The organism is Klebsiella sp. Shm-1, from assembly GCF_040804525.1.
Classification (GTDB): Bacteria; Pseudomonadota; Gammaproteobacteria; order Enterobacterales; family Enterobacteriaceae; genus Klebsiella; species Klebsiella pneumoniae.
Map to the genome: position 1 here is coordinate 502,885 of NZ_CP161823.1, position 23,735 is coordinate 526,619.

Sequence of the window (23,735 nt, forward strand, 5' to 3'; positions counted from 1 at the left end):
CCCCTTACTGCGCCTGCACCCGCAGCTCAGCTGCGGAACGACTACGGTGACCCAACAGTGCTTTAACATCGCTGGACTTTGGTTTAACCAGCGCAAACTTCGCGGAGAAGGCCGGCCAGTTGGCGAGGATCTCTTCGCCGCGTTGCGAACCGGTAAGCTGTACGTGCTCGGTGATTAAACCGCGCAGGTGCTCTTCATGGATGGCCAGAGAATCAACGTCCAGCACTTCCACCAGCTCCGGGTTCACGCGTTTGCGGAAGTCGCCATCTTCATCCAGGACATAGGCAAAGCCGCCGGTCATCCCTGCGCCAAAGTTGACGCCGGTTTTTCCGAGCACGCAGACGATGCCGCCGGTCATATATTCGCAGCCGTTGTCGCCGATGCCTTCCACCACGGTGATGGCGCCGGAGTTACGCACGGCGAAACGCTCGCCCGCGCGGCCTGCGGCGTACAGACGACCACCGGTCGCGCCGTACAGGCAGGTGTTGCCGATAATACTGGCTTCATGGCTGCGGAACGCAGAGCCCACCGGCGGACGAATGGCCAGCAGACCGCCCGCCATGCCTTTCCCGACGTAGTCGTTGGCGTCGCCAGTCAGATGCAGTTCCACGCCGCCGGCGTTCCACACGCCGAAGCTCTGGCCCGCGGTGCCGCTAAAGTGAGCGACGATCGGGTCGCCCGCCAGTCCCTGGTCGCCATGGGTCTGGGCGATATACCCGGACAGCGAGGCCCCCACGGAGCGGTCGGTGTTACGGATATCAAACCAGAACGTCTTGCTCTGCTTTTCATCCACGTACGGTTTCGCCTGCTGCAGCAGCTGGGCGTTGAGCACGCCGTTATCGAACGGTGGGTTGTTCTCGGTGCAGTACAGCGCTTTGCCCGGATGCGGCTCTGCGGTCTCCAGCAGTTTACCCAGATCTAGTTTCTGCTGCTTGGCGGTGAACCCATCCAGCTCTTTGAGCAGATCGGTGCGGCCAATCAGATCCACCAGACGCTTGACGCCCAGCTGGGCCATCAGCTCGCGGGTCTCACGGGCGATAAATTCAAAGTAGTTGGTCACTTTGAACGGCAGACCGTGATAGTGATTCTTACGCAGTTTGTCATCCTGGGTCGCCACGCCGGTAGCGCAGTTGTTCAGGTGGCAAATACGCAGGTATTTACAGCCCAGCGCGACCATCGGGCCGGTACCGAAACCGAAGCTCTCCGCGCCGAGGATCGCCGCTTTGATGATATCAAGACCGGTTTTCAGGCCGCCATCCACCTGCAGACGGATCTTATGACGCAGACCGTTGGCAACCAGCGCCTGCTGGGTTTCCACCAGGCCGAGCTCCCACGGACAGCCGGCATATTTCACCGAAGAGAGCGGGCTCGCCCCGGTGCCGCCGTCGTAGCCGGCGATGGTGATCAGGTCGGCATAGGCTTTGGCCACGCCGGTGGCGATGGTGCCAACGCCCGGCTCAGAAACCAGTTTGACCGAAATCATCGCTTTCGGATTGACCTGCTTGAGGTCGAAAATCAGCTGCGCCAGATCCTCGATAGAGTAGATATCGTGGTGCGGCGGCGGGGAAATCAGCGTGACGCCCGGTACCGAATAGCGCAGTTTGGCGATGTACGGGGTGACTTTATCACCCGGCAGCTGGCCACCTTCACCCGGTTTCGCCCCTTGGGCGACTTTGATCTGGATGACGTCGGCATTGACCAGGTAGGCTGGCGTGACGCCGAAGCGGCCGGAAGCGACCTGCTTGATGCGCGACACTTTATTAGTGCCGTAGCGCGCCGGGTCTTCACCGCCTTCACCGGAGTTGGAGAAGCCGCCGATGCTGTTCATCGCTTCCGCCAGCGACTCGTGCGCTTCCGGGCTCAGGGCGCCGATCGACATCGCCGCGGTATCGAAGCGTTTAAACAGCTCCTTCGCCGGCTCTACTTCGTCGATGCTGATGGCGTCTTCGCCTGGGTTGAGCGCCAGCAGGTCGCGCAGCGTGGCCGCTGGACGTTCGTTAACCAGTTTCGCGTATTGTTGATAATCGCTGTATTCGCCGCTCTGCACGGCCTGCTGCAGGGTGCGCACCACGTCCGGGTTGTAGGCATGATATTCGCCGCCGTGCACATATTTCAGCAAACCGCCCTGGGCCAGCGGCTTACGCGCCAGCCAGGCGCGTTTCGACAGATTCAGCAGATCCTGCTGGAAGTCGTCGAAGCTGGCGCCGCCGATGCGGCTGACCACGCCCTGGAAGCAGAGATCGGAGACATCGCGATGCAGACCGACCGCTTCGAACAGCTTCGAGCAGCGGTAGGAGGCGATGGTCGAGATCCCCATTTTGGACATGATCTTATACAGACCTTTGTTGATACCGTTGCGATAGTTCAGCATCACCGCACGGTACGGTTTATCGATGGCTTTGCTGTCGACCAGCTTCGCCAGCGTTTCGTAGGCGAGGTATGGATAGATAGCCGTCGCCCCAAAGCCGAGCAGCACGGCGAAGTGGTGCGGATCGCGGGCGCTGGCGGTTTCAACGATGATGTTGGCATCGCAGCGCAGGCTTTTATCGACCAGACGGGTCTGGATCGCGCCAACGGCCATCGGCGCCGGTACCGGCAGACGGTCTTTGGCGATGTTGCGGTCAGAGAGCACCAGCAGCACGGTGCCGTCGCGCACCATTTGCTCCGCTTTATCGCACAGCGCTTTCACCGTCTCGCTGAGGGAGGCCTCTGCCGGGTTGAACGTGATATCGAGGACGTCGGCGCGATAGTGCTCTTCTTCCATCGTCGTCAGCTGTTTAAAATCGGAGTACAGCAGGATCGGCGATTTGAAGCTCAGACGATGCGCCTGGCCTTCCGCTTCGCAGAAGACGTTCATTTCGCGGCCGATGCTGGTAGCCAGCGACATGACGTGCGCTTCGCGCAGCGGGTCGATCGGCGGGTTAGTCACCTGGGCGAACTGCTGACGGAAGTAATCGTAGATAATGCGCGGCTGGCTGGAGAGCACGGCGAAAGGCGTGTCATCGCCCATCGAACCGACTGCTTCCTGGCCATTTTCGCCGAGCACGCGCAGGACGGAGTCCAGCTCTTCCGCGCTGTAGTTAAACTGTTTCTGGTAGCTGGCGAGCGTGTCGTCATCCAGCTGGCGACTGCCAACCTCTTCGTCCGGCAGATCTTCGAACGGCACCAGGCGACGAACGTTTTTCTCCATCCACTCTTTATACGGATGGCGGCTCTTCAGATCGTCATCGGTTTCCGCTGAGTGCAGAATGCGTCCGGCACGGGTATCGATAACCATCAGCTCGCCCGGGCCCACGCGGCCTTTCTCGACCACTTCGTCAGGCTGGTAATCCCAGATGCCGACTTCGGAGGCGCAGGTGATGAGCTTATCTTTGGTAATGACGTAGCGCGCCGGGCGCAGACCGTTACGGTCGAGGTTACAGGCCGCGTAGCGGCCATCGGACATGACGATGCCCGCCGGGCCGTCCCACGGCTCCATATGCATGGAGTTAAAGTCGAAGAACGAACGCAGCTCCGGATCCATATCCGGGTTGTTCTGCCAGGCTGGCGGCACCAGCAGACGCATGGCGCGCACGATGTCCATCCCGCCGGCCAGCAGCAGCTCCAGCATGTTGTCCATAGAACTGGAGTCGGAGCCGGTTTCGTTAACGAACGGCGCGGCGTCGTGCAGGTCAGGGATCAGCGGGGTCTGGAACTTATAGGTACGGGCGCGGGCCCACTGGCGGTTGCCGGTAATGGTGTTAATTTCACCGTTGTGCGCCAGGTAGCGGAACGGCTGCGCCAACGGCCAGCGTGGTACGGTGTTGGTGGAGAAGCGCTGGTGGAACAGGCAGATAGCCGACTCCAGGCGCAGGTCCGCGAGGTCCAGGTAGAAGCGCGGCAAATCCGCCGGCATACACAGACCTTTATAGATGTTGACCAGATTGGACAAGCTACAAACGTAGAAATCCTTGTCTTCCTGCAGGCGTTTTTCAATGCGACGACGCGCAATAAACAGACGGCGCTCCATATCGCGCGGGCGCCAGCCAGCCGGGGCGTTGACAAAGATTTGCTCAATACGGGGCAGCGAGGAGAGGGCGATTTCACCGAGCACGCCTTCGTTGGTCGGCACATCGCGCCAGCCGACAATCGACAGGGTCTCAAGCTGAAGTTCTTCTTCAACGATGCGGCGCGCCGCTTTAGCCAGCTCAGGATCTTTATTCAGGAACAGCATCCCAACGGCGTAGTTTTTGGCTAAACGCCAGCCGCGCTCTTCGGCAACGATGCGGAAGAAACGATCGGGTTTTTGCAGCAGCAGACCGCAACCGTCGCCGGTTTTACCATCGGCAAGGATTGCGCCACGGTGCTGCATGCGGGCCAGTGCGTGTATTGCGGTTCGCACTACCTTGTGGCTAGGTTCGCCTTCTATGTGGGCGATCAGGCCGAAACCACAGTTATCCCTCTCAAGGGATTTGTCGTACAACATATCAGTGAACCTCCCCAGGCTCTACGGACACCCTCCGATACCGATTGCGCACAGGCACAGAAAGAGCATGGCGACGGGGTTTACACCTCGCATTCGCCCTCTTTAAATCCTTTTCGCATCGGTACACAAGTTTGAGGACTTGCTGTTAAGAGGGAATCTCAATTACTGCATAAATATGATGAGCAGAGTGCTCATCCAGAAAGCTTCCAGCGGATTCCCAACTTATCGGGAATCCACACTTACGTCAAATGGCAATCTTATTAATACAAAAATGTGCTATACACAAGTTAACTAATTGTTATTAAAGAAAATAATGGCAATTTTTATGCTTTGAATACGCCTGCTGGTGGTGCGGCTAGTGTGATCTGTCTCACTGTGCACGCGGCTTTGCATTACCAATATGCGCTGAAATATATTTCATTATTAGCATATTTGACTGCAATATTTTTAACTACTGGACATTAATACCGTTTTTTACCAGAAAGCAGATTAGGGCAATGCGAAGATAAAATATAAGGAAAACTCATCACCTGGTGGTTGAATGAAATTGCAGTAATCTTGATTGTTTATGCAATAGAGTTGATCGCCGCGCTGACGATTGATCCAGGTCATCGCCGTCGGTGACGAAAAGTGGCAGGCTTGGCCCCCTTTATTGAGGGCGGTCTATCAGATTATGCAGTTACAGAAATTAGTCAATATGTTTGGTGGGGATCTTATGCGTCGCTATGGCGAAAAGGTCCATAAGCTAACGCTGCATGGCGGTTTTAGCTGCCCAAACCGCGACGGCACGCTGGGCCGCGGCGGTTGCACTTTCTGTAACGTGGCATCGTTTGCCGATGAGGCGCAGCAGCATCGCTCTATCGCCGAACAGCTCGCTCATCAGGCGCAGCTCGTCAACCGGGCGAAGCGCTATCTGGCCTATTTTCAGGCCTACACCAGCACCTTCGCTGAAGTGCAGGTGCTCCGTTCAATGTATCGTCAGGCCGTCAGTGCCGCAAATATCGTTGGCCTGTGCGTCGGCACCCGCCCGGACTGCGTTCCGCAGGCGGTCCTTGACCTGCTGAGTGAATACCATCAGCAAGGGTATGAGGTATGGCTGGAGCTGGGGCTGCAAACTGCTCATGATAAGACCCTGCATCGCATTAACCGTGGACACGATTTCGCCTGTTATCAGCGTACCGCGCGCCTGGCGCGAGAGCGGGGGCTGAAAGTCTGTGCGCATCTGATCGTCGGTCTGCCCGGAGAGAGCCAGGGGCATTGTCTGCAGACGCTGGAGCAGGTAGTGGCGACCGGCGTGGATGGGATCAAATTGCATCCACTGCATATTGTGAAAGGCAGCATTATGGCCAAAGCGTGGCAGGCCGGGCGTCTCGATGGCATTGAGCTGGAGGCGTATACCGTCACCGCTGGAGAGATGATCCGCCATACGCCGCCGGAGGTGATCTACCACCGTATTTCCGCCAGCGCCCGTCGGCCCACGCTGTTGGCGCCGCTGTGGTGTGAAAATCGCTGGACCGGCATGGTTGAACTGGATCGTTATCTGAATCAGCAGGGCGCTCAGGGCTCGGCGCTGGGCCGTAGCTGGGTTGCTCCCCAGGCTGAGTGAGAAGTACGAGCGTGATGTCCGGAACAATGCCGGACATCGCGCTCCTGCCATTTATGCCTGGCTGGCTTTCATCGTCACACGCGGAGTTTTGATCACGAACAGCACCAGCAGGGCGCCAAGCGCGGCGATAGTGCCGGCGAGTACGAAAGCGCTGTCAAATTTACCAGTAGACTGCACGATATAGCCGGTAACAATCGGCCCCACGATGCCGGAGACGCTGCCGATAAGATGGATAAAGCCGCTGGCGCCGCCGACGCGGGATTTATGCACCACGTCCTGGATAATCGCCCAGTAGATCGCCCCGGTTACATAGAGGAAAAAGATGGAGACCGACATCAGCAGAACGGCAGGCACGACGCTGCTGACGGTACCCGCCAGTCCCACGCAGATAGCGGCCATCAGCAGGCATACCACCAGCACAATTTTGCGCGACAGCAGCAGGCGCCCGGTGAGTTTAAAAATTTTATCGGAAATATAGCCCCCAAGCGCCAGACCGACAAAGCCGACTATCCATGGGATCATAGTGGTAAGGCTCATCTGTTTAATATCCAGATGGTGCTGTTGTACCAGATAGGACGGGAACCAGCTGAGAAAGAAAAACAGAATATAGTTGTAGCAGAAGAAGGCAAAGGCCGTTACCAGAATAATTGGCTGTTTCAAATAATAACCCAGCGAGTGAGTTGTTTGATTTTCTATTGTTTCCAGCGCGACTTCTTCTTCTTTCATTTTATTAATCAGCTTAAGTTCTTCCTGGCTGACTTTTTTATGCTTTTCGGGCGAATTAGCGGCAATGAAAAACCACGCTATCATCCATACAATACCGATAGCGAAAATAATCATAAAAGCCGGGCGCCAGCCGAATGCCAGGGCCAGGTAACCGACGATGGGGCCGGCGACCGCGCCGCCCAGCGGAGAGCCTGCGCTGAGAAAGCCGACGGCGGTAGCCGCTTGCTTTTTAGGAAACCAGCCGTTGATCATCTTGTTCGCCGATGCGCAGATCGGGCCTTCCGCCATCCCGAAAAGCACCCGCAGCACCAGCATGGAATAAAAGCCGGTGGCTACCGCGGTTAAGCCGCAAAACAGCGACCACAGACCGACCGCCAGGCCCATTACCAGCGTTGCGCCAAACTTATCCACGGCCAAACCGCCAATAAAATTAAATACCGCGTAGCCGAAGAAAAAGCTGCCGAAAATAATGCCGAATTGTTCAGCGTTAAGTGCAAGGTCCTTTTCAATCATCGGGACCGTAATGGATAATGCCACCCGGTCCAGATAATTTATCATATATACTAAAAATAATAACAGGACGATAATCCAGCGGATATTTTTTCCCATGATAACACCATGCTCATTATATTATTTATATCAGGCGCGGCGGATACGCAGATATCCGTCGGCCGTTATTCTATACGATGCCGGTTTAACCCAGCTGCAGCAGCACTTTGCAGCAGGTCTTACGGTCGTTAGCAAAAATCTCCATGGCCTCTTTCACCTGCTCCAACGGCATACAATGGGTGATTAACGCCTCCGGACGAATAAGGCCTTTCTCCATCCAGTCGATGACCAGCGGAAAACGCCCGCTGTTCAGCCGGGAGGAGAAAATAGAAATTTCTTTACTGGTGATGCTTTGCTGAGTGAGGGTCGAGGCCTCGCCGGAGAAACCGAGTATACCGATGCGGGCGGCGGGGGAGGCGAGGAGAATGGCTTCCTGCAGGATCGCCGGGTGGCAGGCGGCATCAATGACCAGCGTGGGGGCAAGCTGCCGCTGCGCCAGCTGTTCCGCGAGCGGCTGGTCAGTGTTATCGAGCGTCAGATCGGCGCCGTTTTCCCGGGCCATCTGCAGACGTTCGGCAATGCGATCCACGACGATCACCTGCTTAACGCCATATACCCCCTTTAGCGCCTGAATGATTGTCAGCCCCATCGGGCCAGCGCCGTAAACCAGGGCAATATCTTGCGCCGTGGGCTGCAGCTGGGCGGTAATATTTGCCGCGATGGTAAAAGGCTCAACCATCGTTGCCTGACGGTCGCTGATAGCCTCGGGGATGCGCCAGGCATTTTTCGCCGGCACGCAGGCATAGTCGCTAAATCCCCCGTCGCGGTGAACTCCTATGACCTGGAGCTGCGTACAGACATTCGGCCTTCCTACCGAGCAAGGATAACAATGGCCGCAGCTGACAACGGGGTCCACCGCGACACGCTCGCCGATGCGTGCCGGAGATACCTGCTCGCCGACGGCGTCGATGATGCCATAGAATTCATGGCCGATGACGCGGGGATATTTCGCGAAAGGGTTGTGGCCGTGATAGATGTGTACATCGGAACCACAGATCCCGGCAAAAGCAATTTTCACCCGTACTTCATGGGCGCCCGGAACTGGAACCGGACGTGATTCAATGTTCAGTTGGCCTGGCTCTTTGACGACGACGCTTCTCATTTTGATTCCTTCCATTGTCTTTTTTCTGAACAAATTACGCTACTTTTATTACCATACAAGTATGCAAAAGATCATAATCAGGCCTGGATCACATTTGAGAAAGCTCGGCAGAAAAAGCCATAGCATGATTAATCTATTGAAATAAATTGAAAAAATTATGAATGCACCGACGCATTCACCGCTGGCGAGCCGGTCGGCAGGAATGTGATCGCTATCACGACAGCCAACGCTCAATCATCTATGATTACTGGTATGGTAGTAGGGTAAATTAAACTAAGTTGAGCAGGTGAAGACAATGCAGATGACAATGCGCTGGTTTGGACCAGAGGAAGACAAGATTTCATTAGAACATATTCGCCAGGTGCCTGGCGTTGAGGGGGTGGTCGGCGCGCTCTACGACGTCGCGGTGGGCGAAGTATGGCCGGTGGATAAAATTGAGCGTCTGGTCGGTCAGGCCCATGCCGCAGGCCTGAAAATGGAGGTGATAGAGAGCGTCAACATCCATGACGACATCAAAATCGGCCTACCTACCCGTGACCGCTATATTGCCAACTACCAGCAGACCATCCGCAACCTTGCCCGCTTTGGCGTTAAAGTCATCTGCTATAACTTCATGCCGGTTTTCGACTGGATGAAGACGGATATGAACTACGTCCTGCCGGATGGCTCGCTGACGATGGCGTTTGAGAAGAAAGATATCGATAAGCGGCTGGAAGACGTGGTGAAGGAGGTGCTTGAGAATTCAAACGGCTTCGCCTTGCCGGGCTGGGAGCCGGAACGGCTGGCGGAGGTGCAGACCCTGTTTGCCAAATATAGCGCGGTGGATGATCAGAAGCTGCGGGAGAACCTGGTTTATTTTCTGCAGGCGGTGATCCCGGTTTGCGAAGAGGTTGGGGTGAAAATGGCGATCCACCCGGACGACCCGCCGTACTCCATTTTTGGCCTGCCGCGGGTGGTCAAAAACCGCGACGATCTGGACTGGATCTGCCGGGCCGTCGATTCACCCGCCAACGGCATTACGCTCTGCACCGGCTCGATTGCCGAAGATCCTGATAATGACGTGTACGCCATCCTGGCAGAATTTACGCGGCGTAAGCGAATTCATTTTGCCCACGTCCGCAATATAAAGCTGATGCAGGATAAAGACTTTTACGAGTGCGCCCATCCGTCAGAGTACGGCTCCCTGGATATGTACAAAGTGATGCAAGCGCTGTATGACAACGGATTCGACGGCTATATTCGCCCGGATCATGGTCGCTTTATCTGGGGAGAGACCGGACGGCCGGGCTATGGCCTGTTCGACCGCGCCCTTGGCGTGACCTACCTGAAAGGACTCTGGGAGGCGTTAAGCAAGCGTTAATCCCTCTTCTGATCCCCCTCTTTTGCGGCTGGTTCGCCTCTGCGGCCGGCCGCCGTATCGACTCCTGCCCGCATTTTTTGCACAACTTACAGCGCATTGCTCAGAATTGAGTATTATTGTGCGGAGTTGTCGTGAAGGAATCCCCTATGAAGCAAATTCGTATGCTGGCGCAGTATTATGTCGACCTGATGATGAAGCTGGGTCTGGTCCGCTTTTCGATGCTGTTGGCTCTTGCGCTGGTGGTGCTGGCCATCGTGGTACAGATGGCGGTTACCATGGTGCTGCATGGCCAGGTTGAAAGTATCGACGTTATCCGCTCTATCTTCTTTGGCCTGCTGATCACGCCTTGGGCGGTCTACTTTCTCTCGGTGGTGGTGGAGCAGCTCGAAGAGTCCCGTCAGCGTCTTTCGCGGCTGGTGGACAAGCTGGAGGAGATGCGTGAGCGCGATCTAAAGCTGAACGTCCAACTGAAAGATAACATCGCGCAGTTGAATCAGGAGATTGGCGAACGTGAAAAAGCGGAAGCCGAGCGCGAGACCACCCTCGAGCAGTTGAAGATTGAGATGAAAGAGCGTGAAGAGACGCAGATCCAGCTCGAACAGCAATCCTCCTTTCTGCGCTCTTTCCTTGATGCTTCCCCGGACCTGGTCTTCTATCGCAATGAGGATAAGGAGTTTTCAGGCTGTAACCGGGCGATGGAGCTGCTGACCGGCAAAAGCGAGAAACAGCTGATCCACCTCAAACCGCAGGACGTCTATAGCGAAGAGGCGGCGGAAAAGGTACTGGAGACCGACGAGAAGGTGTTCCGCCATAATGTATCGCTGACCTATGAGCAGTGGCTGGACTATCCCGATGGCCGCAAAGCGTGCTTTGAAATCCGCAAGGTCCCCTACTACGATCGCGTCGGTAAGCGTCGCGGCCTGATGGGCTTCGGCCGCGATATCACCGAACGTAAACGCTATCAGGACGCTCTTGAGCGCGCCAGCCGGGATAAAACCACCTTTATTTCCACCATCAGTCATGAGCTGCGTACCCCGCTAAACGGGATCGTCGGGCTGAGCCGAATTTTGCTGGATACCGAACTGACCAGCGAACAGGAAAAATACCTGAAAACTATCCATGTCTCGGCGGTGACGCTGGGGAATATCTTCAATGATATTATCGACATGGACAAAATGGAGCGCCGCAAGGTGCAGCTCGATAACCAGCCGGTGGACTTCACCAGCTTCCTTGCCGACCTTGAAAACCTATCCGGCTTGCAGGCACAGCAAAAGGGGCTGCGCTTTGTGCTGGAGCCGAGCCTGCCGCTGCCGCATAAGGTAATCACGGATGGGACCCGCCTGCGGCAGATCCTGTGGAATCTTATCAGTAACGCCGTGAAGTTTACCCCGCAGGGCGGAGGGGTGAACGTCCGCGTGCGCTATGACGAAGGCGATATCCTGCACTTCGAAGTGGAAGACTCCGGAATTGGTATTCCTGAAGCGGAACAGGACAAAATTTTCGCCATGTATTACCAGGTCAAAGACAGCCACGGCGGCAAACCGGCCACCGGAACCGGGATTGGTCTCGCCGTCTCGCGTCGCCTGGCGCGTAATATGGGCGGTGATATCAGCGTTACCAGCCAGCCGGGTAAAGGGGCGACCTTTACGCTTACCGTCCATGCGCCTGCCATTGCGGAAGAAGTGGAAGATACGCTGGCGGAAGACGACATGCCATTACCGGCGCTCAACGTGCTGCTGGTTGAGGACATTGAGCTCAACGTTATTGTGGCCCGTTCAGTGCTGGAAAAACTGGGTAACAGCGTTGATGTGGCGATGACCGGGAAAGCCGCGCTGGAGATGTTTGAGCCAGGCGAATATGACCTTGTGCTGTTGGATATTCAGTTACCGGACATGACCGGACTGGATATTTCCCGGGAACTGAAACAGCGCTTTGCCGCTGACGAGCTACCGCCGCTGGTCGCCCTGACCGCCAACGTGCTGAAGAATAAAAAAGAGTATCTCGACGCCGGAATGGACGATGTGTTGAGTAAGCCGCTATCGGTGCCAGCGCTGACGGCCATGATCAAGAAATTCTGGGATGCACCGGATGAGGAAGCGCAGGAAGCGCCGGCGGCCGATCTGCATAAAGCCGACGCGGTGCTGGATACCGATATGCTGGAGCAATATATCGAGCTGGTGGGACCGAAGCTTATCAACGATGGCCTCGCGGTGTTTGAGAAGATGATGCCGGGCTACATGTCCGTTCTGGAGTCTAATCTGACCGCCCGCGACCAAAAAGGGATTGTCGAAGAGGGGCATAAGATCAAAGGGGCGGCCGGTTCTATCGGACTGCGCCACATCCAGCAGCTGGGCCAGCAGATCCAGACTCCGGATCTGCCTGCCTGGTCTGATAATGTCGCTGAATGGGTTGAAGAGATGAAATCCGAGTGGCAAAACGATGTAGCGGTACTGAAGGCGTGGGTGGCGAAAGCCAGCAAAAAATGACCCCGGACAGACCGGGGTGCGCGAATACTGCGCCAACACCAGGGAACTGGTGGTTGAGCCAGTGTTGTTTGAGTGATGTTGTTACGTGGCGCAACCGAAGAAGTGGATTGCTCGCTCATTAAGATAGCAAAGCTTAACTAATTTGTTACATGAATCAGTAAAATATGTGAAGCATAGCGAGTTAATCGACATTTTTGACTGGTTTCAGCGAGTTGCATGGAGGAGCGAAAGCGATGAAAAAAATTGGTGTGGTACTGGGCGGCTGCGGCGTGTACGACGGCAGTGAAATCCATGAGGCGGTGATTACCCTGCTGGCGATCGCGCGCAACGGCGCGCAGGCAGTGTGCTTTGCGCCCGATAAACCGCAGCGCGATGTCATCAACCATCTGACCGGGGAGGCGATGCCAGAGCAGCGCAATGTGCTGGTGGAAGCAGCGCGTATCGCCCGCGGCGACATCCTGCCGCTGGTGCAGGCGCGTGCGGAGACGCTGGACGCGCTGATCGTCCCTGGCGGCTTCGGCGCGGCGAAAAATCTAAGCAGCTTCGCCGCCGAGGGCAGCGAATGCCAGGTGGATCCCGATCTGCGGGCCCTGGCGCTGGCGATGCATCAGACCGGCAAGCCGCTGGGCTTTATGTGCATTGCCCCGGCGATGCTGCCGAAGATCTTTGCGTTTCCGCTGCGGATGACCATTGGGACCGATCTTGATACCGCCGATGTGGTGGAAGAGATGGGGGCAGAGCACGTGCCTTGCCCGGTCGACGACATCGTGGTGGATGAAGACAACAAAGTGGTCACCACTCCGGCGTATATGCTGGCGGAGGACATTGCGCAAGCCGCCACCGGGATTGAGAAGCTGGTGGCCCGCGTGCTGGCGCTGAGCGCATGAGGCTCCGCGTTGCGCCCCTTGCGCTGCTAAAACGTCTGGCATTGCGTCTGCTGCTGATCGCCGCCGTCCTCTGGGGCGGGGGGATCGCGCTGTTTAGCGTGCTGCCGGTGCCGTTTTCGGCGGTGATGCTTGAGCGGCAGGTGAGCGCCTGGCTGTCCGGCGATTTCCATTATCTGGCGCATTCCGACTGGGTTGCCATGGATAAGATCTCTCCATGGATGGGGCTGGCGGTGATTGCCGCCGAAGATCAGAAGTTCCCGGAACACTGGGGGTTCGACGTGTCGGCGATTGAGAAAGCGCTGGCGCACAATGAACGTCACGAGACCCGCATCCGCGGCGCGTCAACGCTGTCGCAGCAGACGGCGAAAAACCTGTTTTTATGGGATGGCCGCAGCTGGCTGCGTAAGGGGCTGGAAGCTGGGCTGACTGTCGGGATCGAAACCGTGTGGAGTAAAAAGCGGATCCTGACCGTCTACCTGAATATTGCCGAGTTCGGCGATGGGATATTTGGTGTGGAAGCGGCCGCCCAGCGCTATTTTCATAAACCCGCCAGTCAGCTGACGCCGGGGGAAGCGGCTCTGCTGGCCGCGGTGCTGCCGAACCCGATCCGCTATCGCGCCGATGCGCCGTCAGGCTATGTGCGCAGTCGTCAGGCCTGGATCTTACGCCAGATGCGACAGCTGGGCGGGGAAGGGTTCATGCGCGAGCATAAGCTCTATTAGCGGGTTACTCCGGCGCCGGGGCTGGTACAGTCGCCAGTCGTCCGTCGCCGGGAAGCGTCACGTTTAGTCTTCGTCAAAGCCAGCGTTAAACAGGGCAATCACCGCGGCGAGGGCTTCAACTTCCTGCGGACCGCTGGCCTCCACCTCTATCTGTCGCCCTTTCGCCGAGTCCAGCATCAGCAGGGCAATCACGCTGTTGGCTTCCGCCTCCGTGCCTTCATCGTTGCGCAGCAGTACTTCGGCATCGAAATTCTGCATCAGTTCGAACAGCTTCATCGCCGGGCGGGCGTGCATGCCCAGCTTATTGGTGATTTCAACGGTCTGCTTTACGGTCATGATTTACGTTTTTCCAGCGTCCGATGACGAGACTGCACGTTCTTGCCGCGCGAGCGGAAGTAGTCAGCCAGTTGTTCAGCAATATAAACCGAACGATGTTTACCGCCGGTACAGCCAATGGCCACCGTCAGATAGCTGCGATTGTTGGTCTCCAGCATCGGTAACCATAGCTCAAGATAGCTTCGGGTCTGATAAATAAAGTTGTGCACTTCAGTGTGCCGATCGAGGAAGGCGGCCACTGGTTTATCCAGACCGGTCATTGGACGCAGTTTCGGATCCCAGTGCGGGTTGGGCAGAAAGCGCACGTCAAAGACGTAATCGGCATCGATCGGAATACCGTGCTTGAAGCCGAAGGATTCGAAGACCATCGTCAGTTCACGCTCGCGTTTACCCAGCAGTCGGGTACGCAGCATCTCGGCCAGCTCATGCACCGACATTTCCGACGTATCGACGATCAGATCGGCGCGGGAGCGCAGGGGCTCCAGCAGATCGCTCTCTTCGTCGATGGCGCTTTCCAGCGACAGATTCTTGCTGGAGAGCGGGTGCAGGCGACGGGTATCGCTGTACCGGCGGATCAGGGTATTGCGGTCGGCATCAAGGAACAGCAGCTGCGGAGAAAAACATTCCGGCAGATTCTGCATCGCCTGCTCGAATATCTCCGGGGATTCCGGCATGTTACGCACGTCGATGCTGACGGCCGCGGAGATATTACGGTCAGCCAGCGACCGCGCCAGGTCGGGCAGCAGCACGACCGGCAGGTTATCCACGCAGTAAAAGCCCATATCTTCCAGCGCTCGCAGAGCGACGGATTTCCCCGAGCCCGAGCGGCCGCTGACGATCATCAGTACCATGTACCGTTTCTCCTCAGTACGATAAAGGATAAGGTGCGACTGCCGTTATGCGTCATCGCTGCTTCCTGCTTCGGTGATGATCTCATACAACTCTTCATCGCTCTGCGCCGCGCGCAGGCGACGACAAATCGCTTTGTCCGCCAGCCGTTTGGCCACCAGGGAGAGCGTATGCAGGTGAGTTTTTGTCTGGTCGGCCGGCACCAGCAGCGCGAACAGCAGGTCGACAGGTTGATTGTCGATCGCGTCGAAGGCGATGGGGGTTTCCAGCTGGACAAAAACGCCGACAGCACGCAGCGTATCCTCTTCCAGTTTTCCGTGGGGAATGGCAATACCATTGCCGATCCCGGTACTGCCCATTTTTTCGCGGGTGAGGATCGCTTCGAACACCACCTGCGGCGGCAAACTTAACTGTTTGGCGGCCAGTTCGCTGATGATTTCCAGAGCACGCTTCTTGCTCTGGCAGTGCACCTGGCTACGGGTACATTCCTGGTTCAGGACGTTGCTCAGTTGTAGAGCCGAATCGTTGTTCATCATAATTTCACCTGAGCGCCCCCGCGCCCGTCGCCGATGATATCCAGCGGCGGGCGCAAGGGGGCCCGGACAATTAGTGTTGTTTTAGTTTATCTTTGTGCTTCGTTAACTGTCTTGCCAGCTTGTCGATAAGACCATCGACAGCCGCATACATATCCTGCCCTTCCGCACTGGCATGGATTTCGCCACCGTTGACATGCAGATTCGCGTCCGCAATTTGCGTCACTTTCTCTACTTTTAACACAATATAGACCTGATTGATCCGGTCGAAAAATTGCTCCAGCTTGCTGAACTTCGCCGTAACGAATTCGCGCATCGCAGGCGTAATTTCGACGTTGTGTCCTGTAATGTTGAGCTGCATAGTGTCTTCCTTATCGGTTATGTCAGACCAGTTGTTTACGCTGGTTTGACGGCGGGATGGATAAAGACTCTCTGTACTTCGCGACAGTGCGGCGCGCCACCATAATACCCTGCTCGGACAGCATGGAGGTGAGCTTACTGTCGCTCAACGGCTTCGCGGGGTTTTCCGCGGCGATGAGCTTCTTCACCAGCGCGCGAATCGCCGTCGACGAGGCTTCGCCTCCGCCTTCGGTATTCACATGGCTGGAGAAGAAATACTTCAGTTCAAAAATACCGCGCGGACTGTGCAGATATTTTTGCGTGGTGACACGGGAAATTGTCGATTCATGCATCTCGACGGCCTGGGCGATATCGGCCAGCACCATCGGCTTCATATACTCTTCACCCTGTTCGAAAAAAGCCTGCTGCTGCTCTACGATGCAGCGGCTGACGCGCAGCAGGGTATCGTTGCGGCTTTCCAGACTTTTAATCAGCCAGCGGGCTTCCTGCAGATTGCTGCGAATGAACTGGCCGTCGGCGTCATTGCGGGCGCTGTTGCCCATTGCCGCATACTGCTGATTTATTTTCAACCGTGGAATGCTGTCGGCGTTGAGCTCGACGGTCCAGCGGCCGCTCACCTTGCGCACCAGCACATCCGGGATGACATATTCCGGTTCGCTGGTCTGAATGGACTGGCCAGGGCGAGGATCCAGGGACTGGATCAGATTGACCGCCTCTTTAAGCACCTCTTCTTTCAGGCGGGTGACTCGCATTAGAGTGCGGAAATCATGGTTGGCCAGCAGATCAAGATGGTCGCTGATAATCAGCCGGGCCTCTTCCAGCCACGGCGTCTCTTTAGCAAATTGCGACAGCTGGATCAGCAGGCAGTCGCGCAGATCTTTCGCTGCGACGCCAACCGGATCAAAACGCTGGATTCGCTTGAGGACCGCTTCCACCTCCTCCAGGCCGATCTCGTCATCGCCGATGCTGTCGACAATATCTTCAATCTGAATCGTGAGGTAGCCCGTATCGTCGACGGCGTCGACGATAGAGGTGGCAATAGCGCGGTCGGTGTCGGTGAAAGGCGTCAGCTCAACCTGCCACATCAGATAGTCCTGCAGCGTCTGGGTGGTCTCGCCTTGATAGACGGGAAGCTCGTCGTCCTGATAGTCGACGCCGTTACCCGACGGCGTGCCAGCGGTATAGATTTCATCCCAGCTGGCATCGAGAGGCAGTTCGTCGGGCATCTCTTTTTGCTCAAGCGCATCGACGGTATCGAGGGACTCGCGGTCCTCCACCTCTTTTGCCTCTACCTCGTCGTGAAGATCGGTTTGCTCAAGCAACGGGTTACTTTCCAGCGCTTGCTGGAGCTCTTGCTGGAGTTCTAACGTGGACAACTGCAGCAAACGAATCGCCTGCTGCAGCTGCGGCGTCATGGCAAGCTGTTGGCTAAGCCTTAATTGCAAACCTTGCTTCATGTTCAGGGTAAATATCTCCGGCTAAAACGTCTGTAACCTCTACCCTATCAGAGTCTGAAGTCTTCCCCAAGATACACGCGCTTAACCTGCTCATCTTCGAGGATCTGCTGCGGTGTACCATGAGCGATAAGGTGTCCCTGACTGACAATATACGCGCGTTCGCAGACCGCGAGGGTCTCACGGACGTTATGGTCGGTAATCAGAACGCCGAGACCGCTGTCGCGCAGGTGCTCAATGATGCGTTTAATATCGATAACGGAGATCGGATCCACGCCGGCAAAGGGTTCATCCAGAAGAATAAATTTCGGATTCGCCGCCAGCGCGCGGGCGATTTCGACGCGGCGGCGTTCACCACCGGAGAGCGCCTGACCGAGGCTGTCGCGCAGGTGCTCAATATGAAACTCTTCCATCAGCTCTTTAGCGCGATCTTCCCGTTGTTCGCTGGATAGATCGTCACGGATCTGCAGGACCGCCATCAGGTTGTCATAGACGCTGAGGCGACGGAAAATCGACGCTTCCTGCGGCAGGTAGCCGATGCCCCGTCGCGCGCGCGCGTGCAGCGGCAGCAGGCTGATGTCTTCGTCATCGATGATGATATTGCCTGCGTCGCGGGGCACAATCCCGACCACCATGTAGAAGGTGGTCGTTTTACCGGCGCCGTTCGGGCCGAGCAAGCCGACAATCTCGCCCGAGTTAACGGTGAGACTGACATCTTCCACCACGCGGCGGCCTTTGTACGCTTTAGCGAGATTCTTCGCAGTTAAGGTTGCCATAACGGATTAGTTACTCTTCTTTTGCTGGTTGCCGCTTTTGTCCTGCAGCTCGGACGGCACCAGAACGGTGGTGACGCGTCGACCTTTGTCGCTGAAGGCCTGCATTTTTTGCTCTTTCACCAGATAGGTGATCTTGTCGCCCTTGATGTTGCTGTCGAGCTGTTCCAGATAAGCGTTGCCCGTCAGCACGACGTAATCGTTCTGCAGCTCGTAGCGCATTTTCGACGCCCGGCCTTTTACCGGCTTGCCGTTATCCTGCATCTGATAGAAAGTAGCCGGGTTACCGAAACCTTCGATCACCTCTTTGCCTTTCTCGTTGCCCGGACGGGTGACCACCACTTTATCAGCGTTAATCTTGATCGTCCCCTGGGTCACGACCACGTTACCGGTGAAGGTGACGACATTGCCCTGCATGTCCAGCGACTGCTGATCGGATTCGATATGGATCGGCTGATCGGTATCGCCCGTCTTGGCGAGGGCCGGCAGGCTGGCGGCCAGTAACGCGCCGGCGAGCGCAATCTTAAGGCTGAGTTTGTTTGTTCTGAATTTCATAAGAGGTTCTCACCTTTTCAATCAGCTCGGCATTTTTGCTGCGAAGGTTTCCACGCATTTTCAGGCCGCTGGAATTAAATGTGGTGCCGTATAACGTCACCATGTCATCGGAGGTAACGTCCTGCGTTACCAGATTTATCTGGGCGTTATCCGTCGTAATTTTGCGCAGTTGAGAATCTGGCGCGAGCGCATTCACCTCAACGTGCCCGTAAAGATAGAGCATCCGGTCATTCGTCAGCTTCGCTTTGTCTGCTCTGACCGACCAGGTAGGCACCTTGTTAGTATCAAAGGTGGTCATCACCGGTTTGGTAAACCAGGAGACCTCCTGATCGGAAAAATATTCCACGTGCTCGGCAATCAGCCGATAGCTCAGGGCGCCTTCCGGACTGTATACCACGGTGTCGGTATGTTCGCTTTTATACGTAGGGTCGTTAGGATTGACCTCCGGCTGGGCCGTGTCGTCCGTATTCGCCAGATTCAGGCCGATAAGGATCAGCGCGAGCAGCGACAGTAAAATGATAACCCAACGTCTGGTTTTACTCATATTGATTGCCCTTTGGCCTCATCCAACTTGCCCTGCGCCAATAGTAACAAATCGCAGACTTCGCGTACCGCGCCGCGTCCGCCGTTAATTCGCGTGACATAATTCGCCCGCGGTAGCAGCAGCGGATGCGCATCGGCGACGGCGACGCTAAGGCCCACTTCGGCCATCACCGGCCAGTCAATAAGATCGTCGCCGATGTAGGCGACTTCTTCCGGCCGCACGTGCAGTTTGTCCGTCAGATCGCGGAACGCCAGCAGCTTGTCCGACTGCCCCTGGTACAAATGCGTAATGCCCAGCGTCTGACAGCGATCTTCTACCAGTTTAGCTTTTCGCCCGGTAATAATCGCCACTTCAATACCCGAGGTCAGCGCGCAGCGGATACCATAGCCATCGCGGACGTTAAACGCTTTCAGCTCCTCGCCGTGATTACCCATATATATAAGCCCGTCGGATAATACACCGTCGACATCAAGGATCAGTAGACGGATCTTCGCCGCGCGATCGACAAACGCCTGGCTTACCGGCCCGTAGCAGGTCGCTAACTGAGCATCAGCATTATTCATTATTTTTTCCTTACTTACACTACGCCCGCGCGCAGCAGATCGTGCATATGTACCACACCCAGCAGATGGTCGCCATCGGCAACCAGCACGCAGGTGATATGACGGGATTGCATCAGGTTTAGCGCATCCACCGCCAGAGTGCCGGGGCGGATGCGGATACCTCCCCGGGTCATGACGTCGGCAATGCTGGCATCGCGCATATCAACGCCGGTATCGAAGACCCGGCGCAGGTCACCGTCGGTAAAGATACCGATGATGTTCATATCGTCATCGCAGATAGCGGTCATGCCTAAATTTTTACGCGTGATTTCCAGCAGCGCATCGCGCAGGGTCGCCTGCAGGCCGACGTGCGGGATTTCATCACCGGTATGCATAATATCATTGACCCGCAGCAACAGCTTACGGCCGAGTGCGCCGCCCGGATGCGACAGGGCGAAATCCTCAGCGGTAAAGCCGCGGGCTTCCAGCAGGGCGACGGCGAGGGCATCACCCATCACCAGCGCGGCGGTGGTGCTCGACGTGGGCGCCAGTCCTAACGGGCAGGCCTCCTTCGGCACTTTCACGCACAGATGGATATCCGCCGCGCGCGCCATGCTGCTCTCCGGCCGGCTGGTGATACAGATAAGCTTCACCTGCTGGCGCTTGAGGACCGGGATCAGCGCGAGGATTTCATTCGATTCGCCGGAGTTCGACAGCGCAATTACCACATCCTGCGGCGTGACCATACCTAAATCACCGTGCGCCGCTTCGCCGGGGTGGACAAAAAATGCCGAGGTGCCGGTACTGGCGAAGGTTGCCGCCATTTTGCGGCCGATGTGGCCGGATTTGCCCATCCCCATCACCACGACTTTCCCGCCGCAGCGGAAAATCGTTTCGCAGGCATGGGTAAAGTCTTCATTTATGTATTGATCGAGCTGGGCCAGACCTTCACGTTCAATTTCCAGCACCTGACGGCCTGCCTGTTGAAAGTCAAAATCCGTGGGCAAATCTATTTGCGACATGATGTTATCCCGAATCATTCAACGAAGAGCGGTGCTGTCCAAAACAGCATCGCCAACCAAACCACAAAGCCGCCGACCAGCAGCGCGCCAACCAGTCGTCCCGGCTGCTGCTGACGGCGCCAGCACAGCACTGCGAAGATCAGGCTGACCAGCAGCATCACGCCATAATCGCGAGTGAAGGCTTCGGTCGCAAAGCTCCCCGGCGCGATCAGCGCCGGTAAACCCAGCACCAGTGCGATATTAAGGATATTGGCGCCGATGATATTGCCGATGGCAATATCATCTTCCCCTTTCCGCGCCCCGGCGATGGCGGTGGCCAGCTCCGGCAGGCTGGTGCCTATCGCCACCACCGTCAGGCCGACGGTCAGTTCGCTGATGGCGAAATAGTTTGCCAGCACTGTACTGTTATCCACCACCATGCGGGTCGCCATCGGCATGACGATCATCGCTACCCCTAACCAGAGCAGGGCGACCGGCAGCGACCCTTCGCGTGGCAGCTCCGCCAGCTGTTCGCGGGTCAGGCTATCGCTTCCCTGGCGCTCCGCCAGGCGAGCGATTTTGATGGTGAACAGCAGCCACAGAAGCGCTAACGCCAGTAAAAATAGCCCGTCGAGACGGGTCAGTTGTCCATCGTAGAGCACCAGTCCCGCCAGCACGCTGACCAGCAACATTAGCGGTAATTCGCGGCGCAGAATATCAGAATGCACGGTAAATGGCCTGAGTAAGGCGGCGAGACCGAGGATCAATAAGATATTGGTGATATTAGATCCGAGCGCGGTGCCGACCGCCAGATCGGTCTGCCCGTGCAGCGAGGCCGCGGTGGCGACCATGATCTCAGGCAGGCTGGTGCCGATACTGACCACTGTCATGCCGATGATCAGCGGCGGGATCCCCAACATACGACACAGGATGGAGGCGGCATAGACCAGACGATCGGCACTGTAGACAACCAGCAATAAACCAATAATTAACAGAGCCGTCGCTAAGAGCATCTAAAGTCCTTTCTTCAGGTATAATCGTCGCCTCGCTGGGTTATCCCTACGCAGCGTAACGAATTCTTAATTTTGACTTTATGTGTGCCAAAAGTAAAACAAATGCCAGCTTTCGCTAACCTGTGCAGGTAAGATTCTGTAAAAATGTTGTGATTGTGGCGCAAGAAAGGGCCATGCTTGCCCGTCAGGTGTTTAGTAAGGATGATTTTATGAGCCAAACTCAGGCGAATTTAGTTGAAGTGCGCGGTATCCGCTTTTCACGCGGCGATCGTGTGATCTTCGACGACATCTCGCTGTCGGTGCCGCGCGGTAAAATTACTGCGATCATGGGACCTTCGGGGATCGGCAAGACTACCCTGTTACGCCTGATCGGCGGCCAGATCCCGCCGGACAGGGGAGAGATCCTGTTTGATGGCGAGAACGTGCCGCAGATGACGCGTTCGCGTCTTTATACGGTGCGTAAGCGGATGAGCATGCTGTTCCAGTCCGGCGCGCTGTTCACCGATCTCAATGTCTTTGACAACGTTGCCTATCCGCTGCGCGAACATACGCATTTGCCGCCTGCGCTGCTGCATACGACGGTGATGATGAAGCTGGAAGCGGTGGGGCTACGCGGTGCGGCGAAGTTAATGCCTTCTGAGCTTTCCGGTGGGATGGCGCGCCGCGCCGCCCTGGCGAGAGCCATTGCCCTGGAGCCGGATCTGATTATGTTCGACGAACCGTTCGTCGGGCAGGATCCCATCACTATGGGCGTGCTGGTGAAGCTGATTTCTGAACTCAACAGCACGCTGGGTGTCACTTGCATCGTGGTTTCGCACGATGTGCCCGAGGTGCTTAGCATCGCGGACTACGCGTATATCGTGGCGGATAAAAAGATTGTCGCCCACGGTAGCGCCCAGTCGCTACGGGAGAATACCGATCCTCGGGTTCGTCAGTTCATTGATGGTATTGCCGACGGTCCGGTGCCGTTCCGTTATCCTGCTGGCGACTATCACCATGATTTATTAGGCATAGGGAGTTGAGCGACTCATGCTGTTTAATGCGCTGGCCGCGCTAGGTCATCGCGGTATTAAAACCACCGCGACGTTTGGACGCGCCGGATTAATGCTTTTCAACGCCGTTGTCGGCAAACCAGAGTTTCGCAAGCACGCGCCGCTGCTGGTTCGTCAACTCTATAACGTCGGCGTCCTGTCGATGCTGATTATCATTGTATCGGGCTTGTTTATCGGTATGGTGCTCGGGCTGCAGGGGTATCTGGTGTTAACCACCTACAGCGCAGAGACCAGTCTTGGCATGCTGGTGGCGCTGTCGCTGCTGCGTGAGCTGGGGCCGGTGGTCGCCGCGCTGCTGTTTGCCGGCCGCGCCGGGTCGGCGCTGACCGCCGAGATTGGCCTGATGCGGGCCACGGAACAGCTCTCCAGTATGGAGATGATGGCGGTGGATCCGCTGCGTCGCGTCATTTCCCCACGCTTCTGGGCCGGTGTCATTTCGCTGCCGCTGCTGACGATTATCTTCGTCGCGGTAGGGATCTGGGGCGGTGCGCTGGTGGGTGTGAGCTGGAAAGGCATTGACGGTGGTTTTTTCTGGACCGCGATGCAAAATGCCGTCGACTGGCGAATGGATCTGGTGAACTGCCTGATTAAGAGTCTGGTGTTCGCTATTACGGTAACCTGGATTGCGTTATTTAATGGTTATGACGCTATCCCCACTTCCGCCGGGATTAGCCGGGCGACAACGCGTACCGTGGTGCATGCGTCGCTGGCGGTTCTGGGGCTGGATTTTGTGCTGACTGCGCTGATGTTTGGGAATTGA

Annotated in this window: 21 protein-coding genes; 7 read left to right on the top strand and 14 right to left on the bottom strand. The window is 56.6% G+C overall.

The window, feature by feature from the left end:
- Positions 1-4: 4 nt before the first annotated feature.
- Positions 5-4,465: a glutamate synthase large subunit gene (gene gltB / locus AB1E37_RS02450; RefSeq protein WP_004144939.1), complete on the bottom strand. Its 4,461-nt coding sequence runs from the start codon at positions 4,463-4,465 to the stop codon at positions 5-7.
- A gap of 673 nt (positions 4,466-5,138) precedes the next feature.
- Between gltB and AB1E37_RS02455 the strand changes: the two genes are divergently transcribed.
- On the top strand, positions 5,139-6,071 hold the full coding sequence (locus AB1E37_RS02455; protein ID WP_002918455.1) for a TIGR01212 family radical SAM protein: 933 nt from the start codon (positions 5,139-5,141) through the stop codon (positions 6,069-6,071).
- Positions 6,072-6,122: 51 nt separating this feature from the next.
- On the opposite strand, the gene AB1E37_RS02460 is transcribed toward AB1E37_RS02455, so the two are convergent.
- Positions 6,123-7,406 (bottom strand): MFS transporter, encoded by a 1,284-nt coding sequence (locus AB1E37_RS02460; RefSeq protein WP_004188427.1) that lies wholly within the window; start codon positions 7,404-7,406, stop codon positions 6,123-6,125.
- A gap of 85 nt (positions 7,407-7,491) precedes the next feature.
- Positions 7,492-8,508, bottom strand: coding sequence for a Zn-dependent oxidoreductase (locus AB1E37_RS02465; RefSeq protein ID WP_002918451.1), 1,017 nt, complete (start codon positions 8,506-8,508; stop codon positions 7,492-7,494).
- A 295-nt stretch (positions 8,509-8,803) separates the two neighbouring features.
- On the opposite strand from AB1E37_RS02465, the gene uxuA reads away from it, so the two are divergent.
- From uxuA to mtgA, 4 genes are all read left to right on the top strand, one after another.
- Entirely contained in the window at positions 8,804-9,868 is a 1,065-nt protein-coding gene (gene uxuA, locus AB1E37_RS02470; protein WP_004174133.1) for a mannonate dehydratase, read from the top strand.
- 146 nt (positions 9,869-10,014) lie between these two features.
- A complete protein-coding gene (arcB, locus tag AB1E37_RS02475; protein WP_002918444.1) occupies positions 10,015-12,354 on the top strand; it encodes an aerobic respiration two-component sensor histidine kinase ArcB in 2,340 nt (779 codons plus the stop codon).
- A 233-nt stretch (positions 12,355-12,587) separates the two neighbouring features.
- The gene (elbB, locus tag AB1E37_RS02480; protein WP_023342254.1) at positions 12,588-13,241 is read left to right on the top strand and encodes an isoprenoid biosynthesis glyoxalase ElbB; all 654 of its coding nucleotides are present in this window, start codon (positions 12,588-12,590) and stop codon (positions 13,239-13,241) included.
- Positions 13,238-13,963 carry a monofunctional biosynthetic peptidoglycan transglycosylase gene (gene mtgA / locus AB1E37_RS02485; RefSeq protein WP_004211950.1) on the top strand — a complete coding sequence of 242 codons (726 nt, stop codon included), beginning with the start codon at positions 13,238-13,240 and terminating at the stop codon, positions 13,961-13,963. Before elbB ends, mtgA begins: the two co-directional genes overlap by 4 nt.
- A gap of 63 nt (positions 13,964-14,026) precedes the next feature.
- Here the strand turns inward: mtgA and npr are convergent, their stop codons facing one another.
- The 11 genes from npr to AB1E37_RS02540 all read right to left on the bottom strand — a co-directional run bounded on the left by npr (position 14,027) and on the right by AB1E37_RS02540 (position 21,923).
- Positions 14,027-14,299, bottom strand: a complete 273-nt coding sequence (gene npr, locus AB1E37_RS02490; protein ID WP_002918431.1) for a PTS phosphocarrier protein NPr — start codon at positions 14,297-14,299, stop codon at positions 14,027-14,029.
- On the bottom strand, positions 14,296-15,150 hold the full coding sequence (gene rapZ / locus AB1E37_RS02495; protein WP_002918428.1) for an RNase adapter RapZ: 855 nt from the start codon (positions 15,148-15,150) through the stop codon (positions 14,296-14,298). Before rapZ ends, npr begins: the two co-directional genes overlap by 4 nt.
- Before the next feature lie 45 nt (positions 15,151-15,195).
- Positions 15,196-15,684, bottom strand: a complete 489-nt coding sequence (gene ptsN / locus AB1E37_RS02500; protein ID WP_004144926.1) for a PTS IIA-like nitrogen regulatory protein PtsN — start codon at positions 15,682-15,684, stop codon at positions 15,196-15,198.
- A 70-nt stretch (positions 15,685-15,754) separates the two neighbouring features.
- The gene (gene hpf / locus AB1E37_RS02505) at positions 15,755-16,042 is read right to left on the bottom strand and encodes a ribosome hibernation promoting factor (protein ID WP_002918423.1); all 288 of its coding nucleotides are present in this window, start codon (positions 16,040-16,042) and stop codon (positions 15,755-15,757) included.
- 22 nt (positions 16,043-16,064) lie between these two features.
- On the bottom strand, positions 16,065-17,498 hold the full coding sequence (gene rpoN / locus AB1E37_RS02510; RefSeq protein ID WP_002918420.1) for an RNA polymerase factor sigma-54: 1,434 nt from the start codon (positions 17,496-17,498) through the stop codon (positions 16,065-16,067).
- 47 nt (positions 17,499-17,545) lie between these two features.
- Positions 17,546-18,271 carry an LPS export ABC transporter ATP-binding protein gene (lptB, locus tag AB1E37_RS02515; protein WP_004206203.1) on the bottom strand — a complete coding sequence of 242 codons (726 nt, stop codon included), beginning with the start codon at positions 18,269-18,271 and terminating at the stop codon, positions 17,546-17,548.
- A 6-nt stretch (positions 18,272-18,277) separates the two neighbouring features.
- Entirely contained in the window at positions 18,278-18,823 is a 546-nt protein-coding gene (gene lptA, locus AB1E37_RS02520) for a lipopolysaccharide ABC transporter substrate-binding protein LptA (RefSeq protein ID WP_002918415.1), read from the bottom strand.
- A complete protein-coding gene (gene lptC / locus AB1E37_RS02525) occupies positions 18,792-19,367 on the bottom strand; it encodes an LPS export ABC transporter periplasmic protein LptC (RefSeq protein WP_002918413.1) in 576 nt (191 codons plus the stop codon). The genes lptA and lptC overlap by 32 nt, the downstream gene beginning before the upstream one ends.
- The gene (kdsC, locus tag AB1E37_RS02530; RefSeq protein WP_002918405.1) at positions 19,364-19,930 is read right to left on the bottom strand and encodes a 3-deoxy-manno-octulosonate-8-phosphatase KdsC; all 567 of its coding nucleotides are present in this window, start codon (positions 19,928-19,930) and stop codon (positions 19,364-19,366) included. Before kdsC ends, lptC begins: the two co-directional genes overlap by 4 nt.
- 14 nt (positions 19,931-19,944) lie before the next feature.
- Entirely contained in the window at positions 19,945-20,931 is a 987-nt protein-coding gene (gene kdsD / locus AB1E37_RS02535; RefSeq protein ID WP_002918399.1) for an arabinose-5-phosphate isomerase KdsD, read from the bottom strand.
- 14 nt (positions 20,932-20,945) lie between these two features.
- Positions 20,946-21,923, bottom strand: a complete 978-nt coding sequence (locus tag AB1E37_RS02540; protein ID WP_002918397.1) for a calcium/sodium antiporter — start codon at positions 21,921-21,923, stop codon at positions 20,946-20,948.
- 209 nt (positions 21,924-22,132) lie between these two features.
- On the opposite strand from AB1E37_RS02540, the gene mlaF reads away from it, so the two are divergent.
- Positions 22,133-22,945 carry a phospholipid ABC transporter ATP-binding protein MlaF gene (gene mlaF / locus AB1E37_RS02545; RefSeq protein WP_004150950.1) on the top strand — a complete coding sequence of 271 codons (813 nt, stop codon included), beginning with the start codon at positions 22,133-22,135 and terminating at the stop codon, positions 22,943-22,945.
- A gap of 7 nt (positions 22,946-22,952) precedes the next feature.
- The gene (gene mlaE, locus AB1E37_RS02550) at positions 22,953-23,735 is read left to right on the top strand and encodes a lipid asymmetry maintenance ABC transporter permease subunit MlaE (protein ID WP_004150949.1); all 783 of its coding nucleotides are present in this window, start codon (positions 22,953-22,955) and stop codon (positions 23,733-23,735) included.